At 66.3% G+C, this 19,311-nt stretch carries 18 protein-coding genes; 11 read left to right on the top strand and 7 right to left on the bottom strand.

Annotation, left to right across the window (positions count from 1 at the left end):
* The first annotated feature begins 90 nt into the window (after window positions 1-90).
* The gene (locus tag SBP02_RS13010) at window positions 91-1,359 is read left to right on the top strand and encodes an OprD family porin (RefSeq protein WP_318642205.1); all 1,269 of its coding nucleotides are present in this window, start codon (window positions 91-93) and stop codon (window positions 1,357-1,359) included.
* 104 nt (window positions 1,360-1,463) lie between these two features.
* Here the strand turns inward: SBP02_RS13010 and SBP02_RS13015 are convergent, their stop codons facing one another.
* Window positions 1,464-2,672 carry an ammonium transporter gene (locus SBP02_RS13015; RefSeq protein ID WP_318642207.1) on the bottom strand — a complete coding sequence of 403 codons (1,209 nt, stop codon included), beginning with the start codon at window positions 2,670-2,672 and terminating at the stop codon, window positions 1,464-1,466.
* Between the two features lie 350 nt (window positions 2,673-3,022).
* On the opposite strand from SBP02_RS13015, the gene SBP02_RS13020 reads away from it, so the two are divergent.
* From SBP02_RS13020 to SBP02_RS13035, 4 genes are all read left to right on the top strand, one after another.
* Window positions 3,023-3,340, top strand: a complete 318-nt coding sequence (locus SBP02_RS13020) for a DUF883 family protein (RefSeq protein ID WP_318642209.1) — start codon at window positions 3,023-3,025, stop codon at window positions 3,338-3,340.
* Window positions 3,340-3,735 carry a phage holin family protein gene (locus tag SBP02_RS13025; protein WP_318642211.1) on the top strand — a complete coding sequence of 132 codons (396 nt, stop codon included), beginning with the start codon at window positions 3,340-3,342 and terminating at the stop codon, window positions 3,733-3,735. Before SBP02_RS13020 ends, SBP02_RS13025 begins: the two co-directional genes overlap by 1 nt.
* Complete coding sequence (locus SBP02_RS13030; protein WP_318642213.1) at window positions 3,732-4,070, top strand: hypothetical protein; 339 nt, start codon at window positions 3,732-3,734, stop codon at window positions 4,068-4,070. Before SBP02_RS13025 ends, SBP02_RS13030 begins: the two co-directional genes overlap by 4 nt.
* A gap of 92 nt (window positions 4,071-4,162) precedes the next feature.
* Complete coding sequence (locus SBP02_RS13035; RefSeq protein ID WP_318642215.1) at window positions 4,163-4,756, top strand: DUF5666 domain-containing protein; 594 nt, start codon at window positions 4,163-4,165, stop codon at window positions 4,754-4,756.
* Between the two features lie 30 nt (window positions 4,757-4,786).
* Here the strand turns inward: SBP02_RS13035 and SBP02_RS13040 are convergent, their stop codons facing one another.
* From SBP02_RS13040 to SBP02_RS13050, 3 genes are all read right to left on the bottom strand, one after another.
* The gene (locus SBP02_RS13040; protein WP_318642216.1) at window positions 4,787-5,389 is read right to left on the bottom strand and encodes a tRNA-uridine aminocarboxypropyltransferase; all 603 of its coding nucleotides are present in this window, start codon (window positions 5,387-5,389) and stop codon (window positions 4,787-4,789) included.
* Between the two features lie 104 nt (window positions 5,390-5,493).
* Window positions 5,494-7,059 (bottom strand): methyl-accepting chemotaxis protein, encoded by a 1,566-nt coding sequence (locus SBP02_RS13045; protein ID WP_318642218.1) that lies wholly within the window; start codon window positions 7,057-7,059, stop codon window positions 5,494-5,496.
* 96 nt (window positions 7,060-7,155) lie between these two features.
* Window positions 7,156-8,049, bottom strand: a complete 894-nt coding sequence (locus SBP02_RS13050) for a LysR family transcriptional regulator (protein WP_318642220.1) — start codon at window positions 8,047-8,049, stop codon at window positions 7,156-7,158.
* Between the two features lie 239 nt (window positions 8,050-8,288).
* Between SBP02_RS13050 and speB the strand changes: the two genes are divergently transcribed.
* The 4 genes from speB to SBP02_RS13070 all read left to right on the top strand — a co-directional run bounded on the left by speB (window position 8,289) and on the right by SBP02_RS13070 (window position 13,212).
* On the top strand, window positions 8,289-9,248 hold the full coding sequence (gene speB, locus SBP02_RS13055) for an agmatinase (RefSeq protein WP_318642222.1): 960 nt from the start codon (window positions 8,289-8,291) through the stop codon (window positions 9,246-9,248).
* Window positions 9,249-9,323: 75 nt separating this feature from the next.
* Window positions 9,324-10,718 carry a YjiH family protein gene (locus SBP02_RS13060; protein ID WP_318642224.1) on the top strand — a complete coding sequence of 465 codons (1,395 nt, stop codon included), beginning with the start codon at window positions 9,324-9,326 and terminating at the stop codon, window positions 10,716-10,718.
* Window positions 10,719-10,776: 58 nt separating this feature from the next.
* The gene (locus SBP02_RS13065; RefSeq protein WP_318642226.1) at window positions 10,777-12,378 is read left to right on the top strand and encodes a 5-guanidino-2-oxopentanoate decarboxylase; all 1,602 of its coding nucleotides are present in this window, start codon (window positions 10,777-10,779) and stop codon (window positions 12,376-12,378) included.
* Window positions 12,379-12,486: 108 nt separating this feature from the next.
* On the top strand, window positions 12,487-13,212 hold the full coding sequence (locus tag SBP02_RS13070) for an MBL fold metallo-hydrolase (RefSeq protein WP_318642228.1): 726 nt from the start codon (window positions 12,487-12,489) through the stop codon (window positions 13,210-13,212).
* A gap of 10 nt (window positions 13,213-13,222) precedes the next feature.
* Here SBP02_RS13070 and SBP02_RS13075 read toward each other — a convergent pair whose 3' ends face one another.
* The gene (locus tag SBP02_RS13075; RefSeq protein ID WP_318642230.1) at window positions 13,223-13,354 is read right to left on the bottom strand and encodes a PA1414 family protein; all 132 of its coding nucleotides are present in this window, start codon (window positions 13,352-13,354) and stop codon (window positions 13,223-13,225) included.
* A gap of 178 nt (window positions 13,355-13,532) precedes the next feature.
* Entirely contained in the window at window positions 13,533-15,254 is a 1,722-nt protein-coding gene (aceK, locus tag SBP02_RS13080) for a bifunctional isocitrate dehydrogenase kinase/phosphatase (RefSeq protein ID WP_318642232.1), read from the bottom strand.
* A gap of 239 nt (window positions 15,255-15,493) precedes the next feature.
* On the opposite strand from aceK, the gene SBP02_RS13085 reads away from it, so the two are divergent.
* Both SBP02_RS13085 and SBP02_RS13090 read left to right on the top strand, forming a co-directional pair.
* Window positions 15,494-16,402, top strand: coding sequence for a DMT family transporter (locus tag SBP02_RS13085; RefSeq protein ID WP_318642234.1), 909 nt, complete (start codon window positions 15,494-15,496; stop codon window positions 16,400-16,402).
* Between the two features lie 275 nt (window positions 16,403-16,677).
* Window positions 16,678-18,189, top strand: coding sequence for a sensor histidine kinase (locus SBP02_RS13090; RefSeq protein ID WP_318642236.1), 1,512 nt, complete (start codon window positions 16,678-16,680; stop codon window positions 18,187-18,189).
* Window positions 18,190-18,196: 7 nt separating this feature from the next.
* Here the strand turns inward: SBP02_RS13090 and SBP02_RS13095 are convergent, their stop codons facing one another.
* Window positions 18,197-18,907, bottom strand: coding sequence for a response regulator transcription factor (locus SBP02_RS13095; RefSeq protein WP_318642238.1), 711 nt, complete (start codon window positions 18,905-18,907; stop codon window positions 18,197-18,199).
* Between the last annotated feature and the right edge of the window lie 404 nt (window positions 18,908-19,311).

Genomic DNA, 19,311 nt, shown 5'->3' on the forward strand with positions numbered 1-19,311 from the left:
TCTAAAGGCTAGCTGATTACGACCATGGTTTATTTCACAGCGCCATAACCGACCGGTCATTTGCCGACCCACCATGAGGAAACAACAACAATGAGCATGACCCCTCTTGCCCGCGCTGTCGCATTCGCCGCATTGGGCGCCAGCCTCGCCCTGCCGTCCCTGGCCCACGCCGAGTTCATCGAGGACAGCAAGGCCAGCCTGGACCTGCGCAACTTCTACTTCAACCGTGACCTGCGCGACACCACCGCGGCTCAGCAGTCCAAGCGCGAAGAGTGGGCCCAAGGCTTCATCTTCAAGGCCGAGTCCGGCTTCACCGAAGGCACCGTCGGTTTCGGCCTGGACGCCTACGCCGGCCTGGGCCTGAAGCTCGACTCCTCCGACGAGCGCGCCGGCACCAACCTGCTGCCCAACAGTTTCGGCGACGAAGGCCCGGACGAATACTCGGAGGCCACCGCGACGCTCAAGGTCAAGGCATCCAAGACCGTGGCCAAGATCGGTGGACTGATGCCCAAACTGCCGACCGTGGCCGCCAACGACTCGCGCCTGCTGCCGCAGACCTTCCTCGGCGGCCATATCAACAGCCAGGAGATCGACGGCCTGACCCTCGACGCCGGCCAGCTGCGCGAGTTGAACCAGCGCGACTCCACCGACTTCCAGGACCTCAGCCTGAACGCCGGCGCCAAGCGCAACTTCAAGTTCACCGGCAAGGGCAACCAGGGCGACGATTTCAACTTCGCCGGCCTGAGCTACAAGCTGACCGACAACCTCACCGGTGCCTACCATTACGGCGAACTGGAGCAGCTGTACAAGCAACATATCTTCAACGTCGTGCACGTGCTGCCGATCGCCGACAAGCAGAGTTTCAAGACCGATCTGCGCTACGCCCGCTCCACCGACGACGGTTCGAGCAACGTCGACAACAAGGCCTTCGGCGCCCTGTTCACCTATGCCCTGGGCTTCCACAGCTTCGGCCTGGGCTACCAGAAGATGAGCGGCGACACCGGCTACGCCTATATCAACGGCACCGACCCCTTCCTAGTCAACTACGTGCAGATCGGCGACTTCGCCAACAAGGACGAGCAGTCCTACCAGCTGCGCTACGACTACAACTTCGCCGGCCTGGGCATTCCCGGCCTGACTTTCATGACCCGCTACCTCAACGGCGACAACATCGACCGTCTGAACGCCGCCGGCGAAGGCAAGGAGTGGGAGCGCAACAGCGAGCTGATGTACGTGATCCAGGATGGCCCGCTGAAGAACCTCGGCCTGCGCCTACGCAACGCCACCGTACGCTCGAACATCGGCAATGACCTGGACGAGAACCGCTTCATCGTCAGCTACAGCCTGCCGCTGCTCTGAGCAGCGCCCCGCTGAACACGACCGGGTAGTTGCATCCTGCCCGGCCGTGACGAGGCACGAAAAAGCCCGCCGGTCGGCGGGCTTTTTTCATGCAGGAGCGCGCTTCAGTCCTGGCTGAGCGCACCGATCTTGTGCACCGAGAGGTCGGCGCCGTAGTACTCCTCCTCCTGGCTCAGGCGAATGCCCAGCAAGACCTTGAGCAGGCCGTAGACCAGGAAGCCGCCGACCAGGGCCACCGCCACACCGAGCGCAGTGCCGATCAGCTGGCTGCTCAGGCTGACGCCGCCCAGGCCGCCGAGGGCCTGCTGGCCGAAGATGCCGCAGGCGATGCCGCCCCACACGCCGCACAGGCCGTGCAGCGGCCAGACGCCGAGCACGTCGTCGACCTTCCACTTGACCTGGGTGGCGGTGAAGGCCCAGACGAACAGGGCGCCGGCCACGGCGCCGGTTATCAGGGCGCCGACCGGATGCATCAGGTCGGAACCGGCGCACACCGCCACCAGGCCGGCCAGGGGGCCGTTGTGCAGAAAGCCCGGGTCGTTGCGACCGACCAGCAGCGCCGCCACGGTACCGCCGACCATCGCCATCAGGGTATTGACCGCCACCAGGCCGCTGACGCTGCCCAGGGTCTGGGCGCTCATCACGTTGAAGCCGAACCAGCCGATGATCAGTATCCACGACCCCAGGGCCAGGAACGGGATATTCGACGGTGCGAACGCCACCAAACGGCCATCGCGGTAGCGGCCATCACGGCGCCCCAGCAGGATCACGGCGCCGAAAGCCAGCCAGCCGCCCACCGCGTGCACCACCACCGAGCCGGCGAAATCATGGAAGCTGGCGCCGTACTGTGCCTCCAGCCAGGCCTGCAGGCCGTAGTTGCCGTTCCAGATCATGCCCTCGAAGAATGGGTAAACGAAGGCTACGATCAATAGGGTGGCACACAGCTGAGGACCGAACTTGGCACGCTCGGCGATACCACCTGAGATGATCGCCGGAATCGCCGCGGCGAAGGTCAACAGGAAGAAGAACTTGACCAGGGCATAGCCGTTCTCCTCGGTCAGCACGCTCGCCGGCTCGAGGAAGGTCACCCCGTAGGCGACCCAGTAGCCGATGAAGAAGTAGGCCAAGGCCGACACGGCGAAATCGGAGAGGATCTTCGACAAGGCATTGACCTGGTTCTTCTGCCGCACCGTGCCGACCTCGAGGAAGGCGAAGCCGGCATGCATGGCCAGCACCATCACCGCGCCGAGCAGGATGAACAGGGTATTGGAGCCGTGAATCAGGGTTTCCACCGCACTGTTGATGTCTTCCATCAGCGAAGAACACTCCGAGGTTAGGGAAAAAGCACCAAACTGGACCAGCCAGCATGCAAGGCGCACCATTTAGCGGCACACCCGGCACCCCGCTCCAGTTGCAGCGGCCTCGGACAGCCCCGAAACAGGGCTCTGCCGAAACACAATTAAGGCACTTATTCTTTATTTATCAAATAGTTATCCACGCACCACAGCATCTCTGACAAGTCCTGAAGAGCCCCATAAAAGAGCATCGAGCCGAGGGTACGCACCAACAGACTGCAAGCGCTGTACCAGACAGGTTGAGAAAGAGACTCGCCCCCTCTGCTCAGGACTCGCCGCCATCCATTCAACAGTCGAAGGAGAGCCCCATGCCCCGCAAGAGTGCAAACGCATCCAGCCAGGACGAACTGCTCGAGGAGTTCCAGGCCCTGGTGCGCGACACCGAGAAGCTCCTGCAACACTCGGCCAGCCTGGCCGGCGAACAAGCAGAAGAGTTGCGCGAGCAGATTCGCACCAGCCTGGGTCGCGCACGCAGCACCCTGCACAATGCCGAAGACTCGCTGCGCGAGCGGGGCAAGGCCGCGGTCCAGGCGACCGAAGGCTACGTGCAGAGCCACCCCTGGCAGACGCTGGGAATCGCCGCCGCCATCGGCCTGCTCCTCGGCATGCTGATCAGTCGCCGCTGATGAGTGAGGAGCAAACCGCCCCACAGACCGCCACGCCGATGCGCGGCCCTTCGCCGCGCCGCATGGGCGGCGCCCTGCTGGGATTGCTGCATGGCCACCTGGCCCTGTTCGGCGAGGAACTGAGCGAACAGCGCAGCCACACCCTGCGCCTGCTGGTGCTCAGCGGCCTGAGCCTGCTGTTTGGCCTGCTGTTGCTGATCGGCCTGTCGGCCGCAGTGCTGATCGCCTTCTGGGACAGTCATCGCCTCGGCGTGATCATCGCCCTGTGCGCACTCTACGGCGTCGGGCTGCTGGTTTGCCTGCTCGCCCTGCTGCATCGCCTGCGCACGGCCCCCGCCCCCTTCAGCGCCAGCCTCGAAGAGCTGGCCCGCGACCGCGAGCAATTGCTGCCATGAACCCACCGGAACTGCCCGCCAAGGCCTCGCGCAGCGAGCTGCGCAAGGCCTTGCTGCGCATGCGCCTGGAAATGCATCGCCAGGAGCTGCGTCACGAAACCCTGCGCCTGCTGCAACCGCTGCACCAGGCGCAAGACCTCGGCCGGCAGTGGCGCGAAACGCTAGGTGGCAGCAACGCACCGCTCTGGGCCACCGGCGGCGCACTGCTGTTGGCGACCCTGGGCATGCGCCGCAGCCACTGGCGGCGCTGGCTGCGCATCGCGCTGCTGGCCTTCCCGCTGCTGCGCCGGCGCCCGCCGCGCGCCCCCGCCAGGGCGCAGTCCGAGCACGACTAACAAGCCAGTCGACTGGTCGGCGCACGACCTCAGGCTACGACCCCGCCGACTAGGCTTCGGGGTATCCGCAGGTCGTCCATGAGGTTCGGATCATGTCCACTTACCCCGCTCGTCTGCTGGTTGTCGGCCTGCTGCTCGCGCTGCCCGCTGCCGGGGCGGCCGAGCAACGGCCTGCGTCCGAGCTGACCGTGAACTACCGCGATGTCCAGCCGATCCTCATCGGCCGCTGCGCCAAGTGCCACGCCCCCCAAGGCATCATGGGGCCGGCGCCGGAGGGCTACTCGCTGGTCGACTATGCATCGACCCTGGCCCAGAGCGAACGCGCGCGCGTGGTTCCCGGCTCGGCAGAGGCCAGCGAACTGGTGCGACGTATTCGCGGCCAGGCGCGGCCACGCATGCCCTTCGACGGCCCGCCCTTTCTCGCCGAGGAGGAGATAGCCCTGATCGTCGCCTGGATCGACCAGGGCGCCCGCGACGCCCAGGGCAAACCAGCGCCGGTTCCACGCGGGGCCAGGCTGCGCCTGCACGGCAGACTGGAAGCGAACTGGCGGCTGGACGGACTGGCGTTGAAGATCACCAGCGCGACCCGCGTCGAGGACTCGCCGCAACCGGGCGACTATGTCCAGGTCCGCGGCCGCCTGCTGGAGGACGGCAGCCTGCTGCTCGAACGCATCCGCCGGCGCTGATTCCGCCAGCCCTCGTCGCACGGGCCCCTTTCAGTCGCGCAGGTGATTGCGCCTGAAGATCTCCTCACCCATGGCCGCTATCTGCCCCTCGATCAGGGCCTCGAAGGGCTTGAGCAAGGCGTCGAAACGCGCCGGCGCCTCGAGGATATCCAGCGCTTGGACAATCGCCTCGATACTGGACAAGGCGCCCGGCATCGGTGCCTTGCGCAGGCGATAGCGCGAGGACAGCCCCTGTGGCAGCGCCACTCTCGGCAAGGCCGCCAGCGCCGGATTCAGGTGCAGCAGCTTGCGCGCCTTGCGCCAGGTGCCGTCGGGCACCACCAGCAGCGGCGGCGTGCCCTGCCCTGCCTCCGCGAACTGCGCCAGGGGCTGCGCGCCCTCCCCGGGAAACAGCAGGCAGGGCCGGTAGCCGGGCTGAGCGAGCAGCTGCGGCAAACCCTCGAGCACCTCGCCCACCCGCAACTCGGCATTGCCCAAACCCAGCGCAGCCAAACGCGCGGTATTCAAGGCATGCCCGACTTCGCTCGGGTGCTGCAGGATAAGTACGCGGGTATGGCTGTCGAGTCGGGGAATCAGGGCGCACAGGCAATGATCGAGCGGGCGGCAGCAGCGTGGACAGTGGGGGCGTGGCATCGGTATCTCCTCTGCCGCGCAGTGTGCCACACGCCCGCGTCCCACATCGCCCGGCAGGCTTGGCGGCGCATCCGCCCCTGCCGGACGAGCACGCTCTGACGCCCTTAGCGGTTGAAGCGCTCGGCCAGGCTGTGCAGGTACTCGGCCATGTCTTCGAGCTCCTTGCCGATGGCCGCTCCCCGATGCGCCTGCTCGGCGCTGCGATCGGAAAGCTGGGCGATCCGGGTGATCTGCCGGTTGATGTCCTCGGCCACCTGGCTCTGCTGCTCGGACGCCGCGGCCATCTGCTGACTCATACCGGTGATGCGACTGACCGACTCGCTGATGCCGTCCAGCGCACTGCGCACCGCCTCGACGCTCTCCACGCTGGTCCGGGAAATATCTTCGCCCCGGCCGGCCGTGGCGACCGCACGGTCGGCGCCGGCACGCAGGGTGGCGATGATGCCGTGAATCTGCTCGGTCGACTCGCGGGTGCGCCCGGCCAACGCCCGCACCTCGTCGGCGACCACCGCGAAGCCCCGCCCTTGCTCGCCGGCCCGCGCCGCCTCGATGGCGGCGTTGAGGGCCAGCAGGTTGGTCTGCTCGGCGATCGAGGTGATCACATCGGCGACACTGCCGATCGACTGGGTTGCATCGGCCAGCTCGCTGACCGCCAGGCCGATATCCACCACGGACTGGGCCATCTGCGACATCGACTCCAGACTGCCGCCGGCCAACTGCCGGCCTTGCTGGGCCAGGCGCTCGGCCTCCTCAGCGGCATGGGCGGTGTTCTGCACATTGTGGGTGACTTCCTGGATGGTGGCGGTCATCTGGTTGATAGCGGTGGCCGACTGATCGGTCTCGCTGCGCTGCTGGTCGAGCATCTCGGCCCCGGAGCGCGACAGGTCCGCGGCCTGGGACGCCCGCTCCTTGACTCTGACCCCGGCATCCTCCAGGCGCGTCAAGGCGGTCTGCAGGCGCGCCTCCTCGCTGATCATGGCTAGGTCGAGCAAGGCCTGCGCGCCGCGGTTGTCGCTGTAGGTCAGGGCCACCAGGCTGTCGGTGAAGGCTTTCGGGTGCTGGGCCAGGGTCTGGCGAATCGCTTGCCGGCGGCTGTGCAGCTGGTAGACGCCAAGGGCGCACAGCACCGCGGCGATGAAGGCCAGGAGCCAAGGGCCGGCGAGCAGGAAGTGGACGCCCAGAATGGCGATCGCCGCACAGAGCAACGGCCAGGCGCGCAGCAGCTCGTAGGTCCAGTCGTCCAGCCTGGGCACCGCCGGCTTGCCCGCCCGCAGCCGCGCGTAGAGCGCCTCGGCCCGCCGCTTCTGCGCTGCGCTGGGCAACGAGCGCACCGATTCGTAGCCGGCCATCCGGCCGTTCTCGTAGATGGGCGTCACGTAGGCGCTGACCCAGTAGAAATCGCCGTTCTTCGCCCGGTTCTTGACGATGCCCATCCAGGGCTTGCCCTGCTTGATGGTCTGCCACATCTGGGCGAAGACCGCCGGCGGCATGTCCGGATGGCGCACCAGGTTGTGCGGCTGGCCGATCAATTCCTCGCGGGTGAAGCCGCTGATGGCGACGAAGGCATCGTTGCAGTAGGTGATCTTGCTGCTCAGGTCGGTGGTGGAGATCAACCGCTGCTGCTCGGGAAAGGTTCTTTCCCGCTGAGTCACTGGGAGGTTCTGGCGCATCGGTACGGTCCCTGTCGTAGAGGAGTCGGGCATTCCATATCCACACAGAAATTAGGTCTAGCACAGCCTCGGCACTGCGCCAGCATGATTCCGCCATCACAGGGCGTTGAGCTGGGCCTTGAGCAGGTCGCGGAAGGTCTGGATCAGCGGCTCGCGCGAGCGGCCGCGGCGCAGGATCAGGGAGAACGGCGCCTGGTAGCCGAAGACGGTCGGCAACAGCACGCGCAGGCGGCCCTGGCCGACCCAATGCTGGGTGTAGTGTTCCGGCAGGTAGCCGATGTAGGCGCCCGACAGCACCAGGATCAGCTGCGCCTCCATCGACTCCACGGTCGCCGCGCTGTGCTTGAAGCCGTGTCGCGCCAGCTCCGACTGGCTCCAGTAGCCACGGCCGACCATGCGCTGCTGGGTCACCAGTTCCTCCGGAATGCGCCGTTCGGGAAACAGTGGATGGCGGTCGCTGCAGTACAGCCAGTGCTGCTCGCGGTACAGCGGCTGGTAGACCAGGCCGTTCATCCGCGTGGGGCAGGCGCTGATGGCCAGGTCCAGGCGGTTCTCCAGCACCGCCAGCTGCAGCTCGTAGGGGCTCATCACCGAGAGGTGCAGGTGCACCGCGGGATGCTCCTGGCTGTAGGCCCCGATCACCTCGGCCAGCGGCAGCGCCGGGTCGCTGACGGTGGTGTCCAGCACCCCCAGGTTGAGCGTGCCGCGCAGCTCGCCCTTGAGCTCCGCGGCATAGCGTTCGAAGCCCTCCAACTGGCCGAGCAGGCGCAGGGTCTCCTGGTAGAACAGCTCGCCCTTGCTGGTCAGGCTGAAACCGCCGCGGCCGCGGTGGCACAGGGTGATGCCCAGCTGGCCCTCCAGCTGGCTCATATAGGTGCTGATCGCCGAGGTCGACAGGTTCAGCTCCTGCTGCGCGGCGGCGAAGCCCTGATGACGCACCACGCTGACGAAGATGCGTAGCAGTTTCAGATCCGGCAGGGCTTGGCTCATCGGGGTTTCCCAGTCAGCGGCTAAGGAGGGGGTTGAGTGCAGCGATGACCATGCGGCCGAGGCGATGGATGACACCGCTATGCGGCTAACCTGCGCGGCCCGACCCATCCTACAGAGGCATTTATTAGTTTAGAAATCTCTGAACTAAGTTTTTGCCCTGGACGATTTGTCCCCCCGCCATCCTGTCCAACAATCCGGCCCAACGCTTCCTACAACCACAACGACCGTGAGGCCTTCCCATGGACAAGATCCTGCACCAGCCCCTGGGCGGCAACGAGATGCCCCGCTTCGGCGGCATCGCCACCATGATGCGCCTGCCGCATATCCAGAGCGCCGAGGACAAACGCCAGCTGGACGTCGCCTTCGTCGGCGTACCCCTGGACATCGGCACCTCGCTGCGCTCCGGCACCCGCTTCGGCCCCCGCGAGATCCGCGCCCAGTCGGTGATGATCCGCCCCTACAACATGGCCACCGGCGCCGCGCCCTTCGACTCGCTGAACATCGCCGACATCGGCGACGTGGCGATCAACACCTTCAACATGGCCGAGGCCATCCGCATCATCGAGCAGGCCTACGACGAGATCGTCGAGTACGGCATCAAGCCGCTGACCCTGGGCGGCGACCACACCATCACCCTGCCGATCCTGCGCGCGCTGAAGAAGAAGCACGGCAAGATCGGCCTGGTGCACATCGACGCCCATGCCGACGTCAACGACCATATGTTCGGCGAGAAGATCGCCCACGGCACCACCTTCCGCCGCGCGGTGGAAGAAGACCTGCTGGACTGCGACCGGGTGGTGCAGATCGGCCTGCGCGCCCAGGGCTATACCGCCGAGGACTTCAACTGGAGCCGCAAGCAGGGCTTCCGCGTGGTCCAGGCCGAGGAGTGCTGGCACCAGTCGCTGGCACCGCTGATGGCCGAGGTGCGCGAAAAGGTCGGCGGCGGCCCGGTGTACCTGTCCTTCGACATCGACGGCATCGACCCGGCCTGGGCGCCGGGCACCGGCACCCCGGAGATCGGCGGCCTGACCACCATCCAGGCCATGGAGATCATCCGCGGCTGCCAGGGCCTGGACCTGATCGGCGGCGACCTGGTGGAGGTTTCCCCGCCCTACGACACCACCGGCAACACCTCGTTGCTGGGCGCCAACCTGCTGTACGAAATGCTCTGCGTGTTGCCCGGCGTGCAGCGTCGCTGAGCGACCGGGCCTTTTCTTCGACACTGGGCGCCGAACGGCGCCCAGGCACTGCACAACAACAATTAAGGTGCTGACATGAATCACGACGAAACCATGCCGCTGTTGGACGACCAGCCGCCGGCCACCTCCAGCTTCAACCTGCGCCAGCTGCTGATCTTCCTGATCCCCTCGCTGCTCGGCGTGCTGCTGTTCCTCACCCCCATCGTCTACGACGGCAAGGTGACCATCGGCCTCGGGGTCATGGCCGATGCCCTGAAGGCGGCGCTGGCGGCCTGGCTGCCGGCCATCGCCACCGGCCTGCTGCTGTTCTCCGCCGCCCTGGGCCTGCTGGCCAGCCTGTTCAAGCCGCGCTGGCTCACCGAGCGCCGCGCGCTCAACGAGCTGTTCAACCTGCATCCGCTGTGGCTGGGCCTGCGGGTGCTCGGCGCGGTCTTCGCCGCCATGACCTTCTGGCAGTTCGGTCCCGAGTGGATCTGGAACGCCAACACCGGCGGCGTGGTGCTCAAGGACCTGGCACCGGTGCTGATCACCTTCTTCCTGGTGGCCGGGCTGATCCTGCCGCTGCTCACCGACTACGGCCTGATGGAGTTCTGCGGCACCCTGGTGCGCAACCTGTTCCGCAAGATCTTCGGCCTGCCCGGGCGCTCGGCCATCGACGCCATCGCCAGCTGGCTGGGCTCGGGCACCGTCGGCGTGCTGATCACCGCCCAGCAGTACCAGAAGGGTTTCTACAGCGCCCGGGAAGCGGCGGTGATCGCCACCAACTTCTCCATCGCCTCGATCGCCTTCAGCCTGCTGATCACCAGCTTCATGAAGCTCGACCATCTGTTCGTGCCCTTCTACCTGACCGTGGTGGTCGCCGGCCTGGCCGCCGCCATCATCACCCCACGCATCCCGCCGCTGTCGTGGAAGAAGGACGAGTACGTCGCCGGCGTCGGCAAGCAGATCAAGGAAGACGTGCCCAGCGGCACCTCGCTGCTGCGCTGGGGCGTCACCCAGGCGGTCAAGCGGGCCAACGCCAACCCCTCGCCGGCGCAGATGGTCAAGGTCGGCGTGCACAACGTGGTGGACATCTGGCTGGGCCTGCTGCCGCTGGTGATGGCCATCGGCACCGTCTCCCTGGCCATCGCCGAGTTCACCCCGGTGTTCAACTGGCTGTCCTACCCGATCGTACCGCTACTCGAGGCGCTGCAGCTGCCGGAGGCGGCCAAGGCGGCGCCGGCCATGCTGGTGGGCTTCGCCGACATGTTCCTGCCGGCGGTGCTGGGCAAGGGCATCGAGAGCGAGCTGACCCGCTTCGTGGTGGCCTGCGTGTCGCTGACCCAACTGATCTACATGTCTGAGGTGGGCGTGCTGATCATCAAGGCCAAGCTGCCGCTGAACCTGCTGGAGCTGTTCGTCATCTTCATCATCCGCACCCTGATCACCCTGCCGATCATCGCCCTGATGGCGCACTGGATCGTCGGCTGAAGCCGCGCCCTCTCCCCTGCCGGGAGAGGGCCTCGCTGTCTGAACTGAAGGAAAGACCATGACCACCTGCGGCGAATTTCTCGTCAAGCAACTCGAGGCCTGGGGCGTCGACACCGTATTCGGCATTCCCGGCGTGCACACCGTCGAGCTGTACCGCGGCCTGCCGCACAGCGGCATCCGCCATGTCACCCCGCGCCACGAGCAGGGCGCCGGCTTCATGGCCGACGGCTACGCGCGCAGCACCGGCAAGCCCGGGGTGTGCTTCATCATCACCGGCCCGGGGATGACCAATATCCTCACCGCCATGGCCCAGGCCTACGCCGACTCCATCCCGATGCTGGTGATTTCCAGCGTCAACGAGCGCGAGCGCCTCGGCCTGGGCAAGGGCTACCTGCACGAGCTGCCGAACCAGCGGGAGCTGGTGGCCGGCGTCAGCGCCTTCAGCCATACCCTGATGAGCGTCGAGGAGCTGCCTGGCGTGCTGGCCCGCGCCTTCGCCGTGTTCGAGGGCGAGCGGCCGCGTCCGGTGCACATCGAACTGCCGCTGGACATCATCACCGCCCCGGCCGGACACATGCGCCTGCAGGCCAAGCCCAGCGTGTCCCGCCCGGCCCCGGCCGTGGCCCAGCTGCGCGAGGCGGCGGCCAAGCTGCGCGGGGCCAAGCGCCCGCTGCTGCTGCTCGGCGGCGGCTGCGTCGAGGCCCAGGCCGAGGCCCGCGCCCTGGCCACCGCCCTGGACGCGCCGACCGCCCTGACCATCAACGCCAAGGGCCTGCTGCCGCCGGGCCACCCGCTGCTGCTGGGCAGCAACCAGTCGCTGCTGCCCGTGCGCCAGCTGGCCCTGGAGGCCGACGTGGTGCTGGCCATCGGCACCGAGCTGGGCGAGACCGATTACGACGTGGTGTTCGACGGCAACTTCAAGCTCGGCGGCGAGCTGATCCGCATCGACATCGACGCCCAGCAGCTGCTGCGCAACCACATGCCGAGCCTGGCGATCCAGAGCGACGCGCGCCTGGCCATGCGCCTGCTGCTGGCCGACCTGCCGCGCGGCGAGCTGCGCGCGGACAGCCCCGGCGCCCGGCGCACCGCGGCGGTACAGGCGCAGCTGGCCGAGGACTTCAGCGGCTGGGCGCACTATCGCCAGCTGTTCGCCACCGTGCTGGAGGCCCTGCCGGAGGCGCGCTTCGTCGGCGACTCGACGCAGACGGTGTACAGCGGCAACCACCTGGTCGAGCTGGACGGCGCCCGGCGCTGGTTCAACTCCTCCACCGGCTACGGCACCCTGGGCTACGGCCTGCCGGCGGCCATCGGCGCCAAGTTGGGCGAACCGGCGCGCCCGGTGGTGTGCCTGATCGGCGACGGCGGCATCCAGTTCACCCTGCCCGAGCTGGCCAGCGCGGTGGAGGCCGGCGTCGGCATCATCGTGCTGCTGTGGAACAACGCGGGCTACGGCGAGATCAAGCGCTATATGGAGCGCCGGGACATTACCCCCATAGGCGTGGACATCTATACCCCGGACCTGATCGCCATCGCCCGGGGCTACGGCTGCGCCGCCGAGCAGGCCCGCGACCACGCCCACCTGGCCGAGCTGCTGCGCGGCGCACCGGCCGATCGTCCGCTGGTCATCGAAGTGCTGGAGAGCGCCCCCTTCCATCCCTGAGCGCCCTGCCCCTGGTCCCGACTCCCGGACCAGGGGCAGAACCCAGCCCCCGCGCTCCGTCCGCAATGGAGTAGGCTGGAGTCAGTGCCAGCCCCGAGGGACAGCGCCATGCAGATCGTCAGCCGCGACCGCTGGTTCGAGGTAGCCCAGCGCCAGGACGGCATCAGCCTCATCCACGAGCCCTATATCCGCCCCTTCTATCGCTGCAACATGTGGCATGTACAGGGCCGCACCCGCGATGCCCTGATCGATTCCGGCTCCGGCCTGATCAGCCTGCGCGCGCAGCTGCCCTGGCTGACCGACAAACCGCTGCTGGCGGTGGCGAGCCATACCCACTTCGACCATATCGCCGGCCATCATGAATTCGCCGAGCGCCTGTGCCACCCGGCCGAGGCGGCCATCCTCGCCTCGCCGACCCGGGAGAGCACCCTGGCGGCGGACTGCATCGGCGACGCCATGTTCGAGGCCCATCCGGATTGCCCGCTGTGCTACGCCGAGTACCGCGTGCGCGCCGCCCCGGCCACGCGGCTGATCGAGGAAGGCGATGTGCTGGACCTGGGGGACCGGGTGCTGGAAGTACTGCACACCCCGGGCCACTCGCCCGGGGGTATCAGTCTATGGGAAGCGGCGACCCAGACGCTGTTCTCCGGCGACATCCTCTACGACGGGCCGCTGGTCGAGGATGCCTATCACGCCAACCTGGACGATTACGCCCGCAGCCTGGCCCGCCTGCGCCGCCTACCGGTGCGCTGCGTGCATGGCGGACACTTCCCGAGCTTTTCCGGAGAACGCATGCGCGAGCTGATCGACAGCTGGTTTGCCAGGCACCCCTAGCGCTCCGTGCTCAGCGGCGACCTGGTCCCGTGAGCCGGGCCCTATCTTCATGGCGAATCGCCACAGGTTGCAGATGCGCGGGCTTCACCAGCCCCAGCGCGACAAGCAGTTTCCACACCCTCAGGTTGAGCCAAGCGTTCATGGACCAGCCCCTCCATCCGTCTACCCAGAGCGGATGGCCACAGCACGCGGCCACCCTCGGCGGGCAATGGGCAACGCTGCCTGCGTGCCACTGCCCTTATCTACAGACTAGACCCGGCTGCGACCTTGCGGATGGATTCTGATCGACTGCAGGCCGCCACGGCATCGCCGCTGCGGACTCAGGCGGCGGGATCGCCCCTGCGCCGGTAGGGGAACACGTCGATCACCTTGCCGTCGCGGATCGCCTGCTGCAGGCCCTTCCAGTAGTCGGCGTCGTACAATTCGCCATGCAACTGGCTGAACAGCCGGCGCTGCCTGATGTCGGCGAACAGGAAGGGCGGAAACTCCTCGGGGAACACATCCATGGGTGACACCGAATACCAGGGCTCGGAGGCCAGCTCGTCCTCCGGGTAGCGCGGCGGCGGGATGTGGCGGAAATTCACCTCGGTGAGGAAACAGATCTCGTCGTAGTCGTAGAACACCACGCGGCCATGGCGGGTGACGCCGAAGTTCTTCAGCAGCATGTCGCCGGGAAAGATGTTCGCCGCCGCCAGCTGCTTGATCGCCAGACCGTAGTCGTCCAGGGCCTCGCGCACCTGGGCCTCGCTGGCGCTCTCGACATAGAGGTTGAGCGGGGTCATGCGCCGTTCGGTCCAGCAGTGGCGGATCAGTACGGTGTCGCCCTCCAGCACCACGGTGGAGGGTGCCACCTCCAGCAACTCGGCCAGGCACTCCGGATCGAACTTGGCCTTGGGGAAGCGAAAATCGGCGAACTCCTGGGTATCGGCCATGCGCCCGACCCGGTCGACGCTCTTCACCAGGCGGTACTTCTGGATCACCGTCGCCCGGTCGACGCTCTTCACCGGCGAGAAACGGTCCTTGATGATCTTGAACACGGTGTTGAAGCCCGGCAGGGTGAACACGCTCATGACCATGCCGCGCACCCCGGGCGCCATGATGAAGCGGTCGTCGCTGCCGGCCAGGTGATCGATCAGCGCCCGGTAGAACTCCGACTTGCCGTGCTTGTAGAAACCGATCGAGGTGTACAGCTCGGCGATGTGCTTGCCCGGCAGGATACGCCGCAGGAAGCCGATGAAGTCGGCCGGAATGTCCACCCGCACCATGAAATAGGAACGGGTGAAGGAGAAGATGATCGACACCTCGGCCTCGTCGGTGATCAGCGCATCGATCTGGATGCCTTGCCCCTCGCGATGGAGCAGCGGGATCACCAGCGGCCATTGCTCGTCGCGGGTGAAGATGCGCCCGACCAGGTAGGCGCCCTTGTTGCGGTAGAGCACCGAGGAAAACAGCTCGATGCACAGCGCCGGGTCCTTGCACACCCAGTCCGGCAGGCTTTCGCGCAGCTGCGCCTCCAGGCGCTTGAGATCCCGCGGCAGGTCCTCGAAGGCCACGCTGAAACGGTAATCCTCGACGATCGCCTCGAGCATGCCCGACAGCCCGCCGACCGGCCGGTAGCTGCGGGTCTGCACCGCCCGCTGGCGGCTGTGCGGCGACGGCCGGGTGGTGTGGATGAACATGCAGCCATCGCTGATCAGGTCATGGCTGAACAGCCCGCAGAAGATCGAGTTGTACCAGGTCTCGGCCAGCTCATCGTCGTCACGCAGGTCGATCAGGGCGATATAGGCGCTCTTCACCAGGGGCCACTGGCTCACCTCGCACAGTTCGTCACCGAAGTGCTGCTGCAGGCGCTCGACCACCGCGCCGACCTGCTCCTCGTACAGATTGATCCGCGCCGCCGAGGCCTGCTGCGCCTCCTGCCAGAGCGCCTGCTCGAAGCGCTCACGGGCGCCCTCGGTGATCTGGCGGAAATGCTCACGGTAGACGTCGAAGCCGTCGAGTATCCGTTGGGCGATCTCGGCGGCCGGCCATTGCTGCGCCATGGGCAATCCTCTGCTGGCAGAAATAGGAGTCGAGTGGCGAGCTTAGCCAGTGCTCGACGCCCGGGAAAGCCTGACATGGCGACCTCACCTGGCCGACTGCCGCGGTGCGGGCAAGAATCCCGCCCCACAAGGCCGAGAGAGCTGCACAACAACTGTGCCGGAGATTTGAAAGCCAGTTGTGGATTGCACCGCCGCCCGGGCGGCGTAAGCTCTACGGCTTCCTCCCCGGAGCCGCACCGATGAGACCCGCCGACCTGCTACGCCTGCTGCTGCTCGCCGCCATCTGGGGCGCCAGCTTCCTGTTCATGCGGATCATCGCCCCGGTGCTCGGCAGCATGCCCACCGCCTTCTTCCGCGCCAGCCTCGGCGCCATCGGCCTGCTCGCGATACTGCTGCTGATGCGCGTGCGCTGGGACTTTCGCGGCAAACTCAGGCAGTGCCTGGTCCTCGGGGTGATCAACGCCGGCCTGCCGTCGGCCATGTACTGCCTGGCGGCCCAGGTGCTGCCGGCCGGCTACTCGGCGATCCTGAATGCCACCACGCCGATGATGGGGGTGTTGATCGGTGCGCTGTTCTTCGCCGAGGCGCTGACCGCGAACAAGGCCGCCGGCGTGGCAATCGGGCTGTTCGGCGTGGCCGTGCTGACCCGCACCGGGCCGGTGCAGTTCGACCTGGAATTGCTGCTGGGCGCCGTCGCCTGCCTGATCGCCACCGCCTGCTACGGCTTCGCCGGCTTCCTCGCGCGGCGCTGGATCGCCGAACAGGGCGGCCTGGACAACCGCCTGACCGCGTTCAGCAGCCTGTGCGGCGCCAGCCTGTTCCTCCTGCCCTGGTTCGGCGGCTCGCTGCTGCTGCAGCCGCCCGCCAGCTGGGGCGGACCCGCGGTCTGGTTGTCGCTGGCCGGCCTGGGCCTGCTCTGCACCGCTTTCGCCTACGTGCTGTATTTCCGCCTGCTGAACGACATCGGCCCGGTCAAGGCCTCGACCACCACCTTCCTGATCCCGCCCTTCGGCGTGCTGTGGGGCGCACTGCTGCTGGACGAGCCGCTATCCTCGGCCTACCTGTACGGCGGCGCCCTGATCGCCGTGGCGCTGTGGCTGGTGGTGCGCCCCACCACTCCGGTCGTGCAGCCGAAGGCCGCGACCTAGGCCGGGACAGCTCGTCCCGAGTACTGACGCCGGATGCCGCACCTGCCGTCCGTCCGGCGCGGCCGGTCGGCGCCGCTCGACCTGCCTTCTTGTGCAACTGAACTAGACTTGTGAGTTACGCGGGAAATCGAGCGCCAGAGGAAAAGTCGAGCGGGCCTCTCGCCCCTCTGCTCCGCTGGCGGCGAGTTCGACCACGCCCCGTCTCGATCATCCCGGCGTGAGCCATCCGCTACGCGCATGTGTCGCCCAGACCAGCGTAAGCCCCAGGAGCACGGATGAACACAGAGGCCAAGATCGACTCTCCTGCCGAGGGCCCGCACAGTCCGCCTGGTGGAGCGTCTGCTGCTGCCACGCCATCGTCGTCGCGGCCACGGCCGACCTGGTGGCGCAAGGCGATCCAGCCACTGTGTCGCTTGAGCCGCTCGACCCAGTTCGTGATCGCCGCCGCGGTCATTCTGGGCCTGACCATGACCTTCGTCGGCAACCTGGTCAGCAAAACCATCGAGCGCTCGGCCGTGCAGTCCGCGGCCAACGCCGGCGCGCTGTACATGGCCACCTTCCTCGAGCCCTATGTCCAGGAACTCAGCACTGGCCAGCGCCTGTCGGTCAAGACCGCCGAGGCCATCGATCGCCTGATGACCAGCGCCAGCCTCAACGCCCATGTGGTTTCGGCGAAGATCTGGAGCCCCGATGGCACCATCATCTATAGCACCAACAAGGACATAGTCGGCAAGTCGTTTCCGGCCGACGACCTGACCCTGGCCCTGCAAGGCCAGACCGTCACCGAGTGGGGCGAGCTGACGGCCGAGGAGAACGCCTACGAGGCCAGCCTGGGCATCCCACTGTATGAAATCTACGCGCCCCTGCGCGAATTCGGCACGGATCGCATCCTCGCCGTCGGCGAGTTCTACGAAAGAGCCGAGATGCTGCAGAACGAGATCGATTGCATCCGTGAGGAGGTGTGGATCATCGTCGGCACGGGGACCCTGTCGATGTTGCTGCTGTTGTTCGCCATCGTTCGCCGTGGCGAGCGCATCATCCTGAAACAGCAACTGGCCCTCAGCCGACAGATGCAGGAGCAGGCGCGGCTGAGCTCGCAGAACATCAACCTGCAACGCAAGATCACCAGCGCCAACCAGTCCTTCTCCCGCGTCAACGAACTCATCCTGCGCCGCCTCGGCGCCGACCTGCACGACGGCCCGGCGCAACTGCTGACCCTGATCCTGGTGCGCCTCGACGAGCTTGCCGTGCTGCAGGAGCGCTACAAGCAGAACGGCGGCGAGTTCGATATCGACGCGCTCGAGTCCCTGCGCCACGCCGCCAAGGACGCCCTGGGAGAGATCCGCGACATCTCGCGCGGCCTGGCCTTGCCGGAGATCAACGGCATGCCCCTGCAGCAGGAGCTGGAACTGGTGGTACAACGCCATGAGCTGCGCACCGATACCCGGGTGAAGCTCAAGTGCGAGAACCTGCCGAATAACGTGCCCCTGGCACACAAGACCTGCATCTATCGCTTCATTCAGGAGGCGCTGAACAATGCCTACCACCATGCCGATGGCAAGGGACAGGCGGTCAGTGCAGTCTATGACCGAGGGCTTCTGGAAATACGGGTGTGCGACGATGGCGATGGCTTCGACACCGAACACCTGGTAGCCGCCAATCATCGGCAAAGAGCCCGCCTGGGACTGGCGGGCATGCGCTACCGGGTGGAGTCACTGGGCGGGCAGTTTCACATCGAGTCCGGCCCAGACAAAGGCACTACGGTGAGCGCCAAGTTCAAGCTGTGAAGGCGAGTCAGTCGGTTCCGAAACTCGACGCCCCCGAGCCCCGCTGCCCCGAAAGCTGCTGCCTGATATGCGCGGAGTGGCGATTGCGCCAATACTCCATGACCGCGGTAACCGCCTCCACCCGGTTACGCACCTGGAGCTTCTGCATGATGCTGGTCATGTAGTGCTTGACGGTCTTCTCGCTCAGGGACAGCTTGTCGGCAACCTCCCGATTGGTCAGCCCGTTGGCCACCTCCCGGATAATCTGCTCCTCACGGTGAGTGAGCTCGTCCACCGTCTTCTCGTCCTCGTTGTGCTTCTGCAAATTGCTGATCAACTTGCCGGCAAAACCCGGCGTGATGAAGGTCTGGCCCATTGCCACGTTCCTGATCGCCTGCGCCAGCTCCGGACCGCTCACGCCCTTGAGCACATAGCCCTTGGCCCCGGCCTCCAGCGCGGCATAGGCATCGTCCTCGGACTCCGACACGGTCAGCATCAGCACCTTGATCGCGGGGTTGGCCAAGACGATGGCCCGCACCGCCGAGAAACTGTCGCCCGGCATATGCACGTCCATCAGCATCACATCCGGTCGATACTCCGCCGCGATGCACTCCGCCTCTTCGGCCGAGCCGCCCTGCTCGACCACCTCGAAGTCGGCTATGCGCTTGAGCGCTGCGGCTACCCCCTGCCTCAGCAGCGGGTGATCGTCGACTATGCCTATCCTGATGCTGTCACTCATGCCCGGTCCCTCCCCTACCACTGGCGCCTAAACGACGCGAGCGCCTCGGTCAGGCCACTCTAAAGTCTGTTCAGTGTAGTAAAGGCAAGGCCTTGCCACAGAAAATCAAGGGCTTTTTTAAGACCTATTTAGAATGCCGGCCTCGCCCAAATCAGACCAAAGTCCACCTCAGGCTTAAGACCATAGTGGCGCAATTGCGCTAGACCTCTGCCTCTTTGACTTCACAGAGAAGCGCCTGATCCTGTAGGCCTCATAGGACTTTCCGAGCAGTGACTATGACTTACGCATTCCGCTCCAACCTTGCCCACAAAAAAAGCCAAAATATTGACGACAACGTTGAGACAGCTATCCGACAGGTTCTAAAGGTGGCCCAGTCCGTTACCCCGCCTCCCGAGGCGAAGGGC

Origin of the sequence: Pseudomonas benzenivorans, from assembly GCF_033547155.1 — a bacterium.
Taxonomy (GTDB): Bacteria; Pseudomonadota; Gammaproteobacteria; order Pseudomonadales; family Pseudomonadaceae; genus Aquipseudomonas; species Aquipseudomonas benzenivorans_B.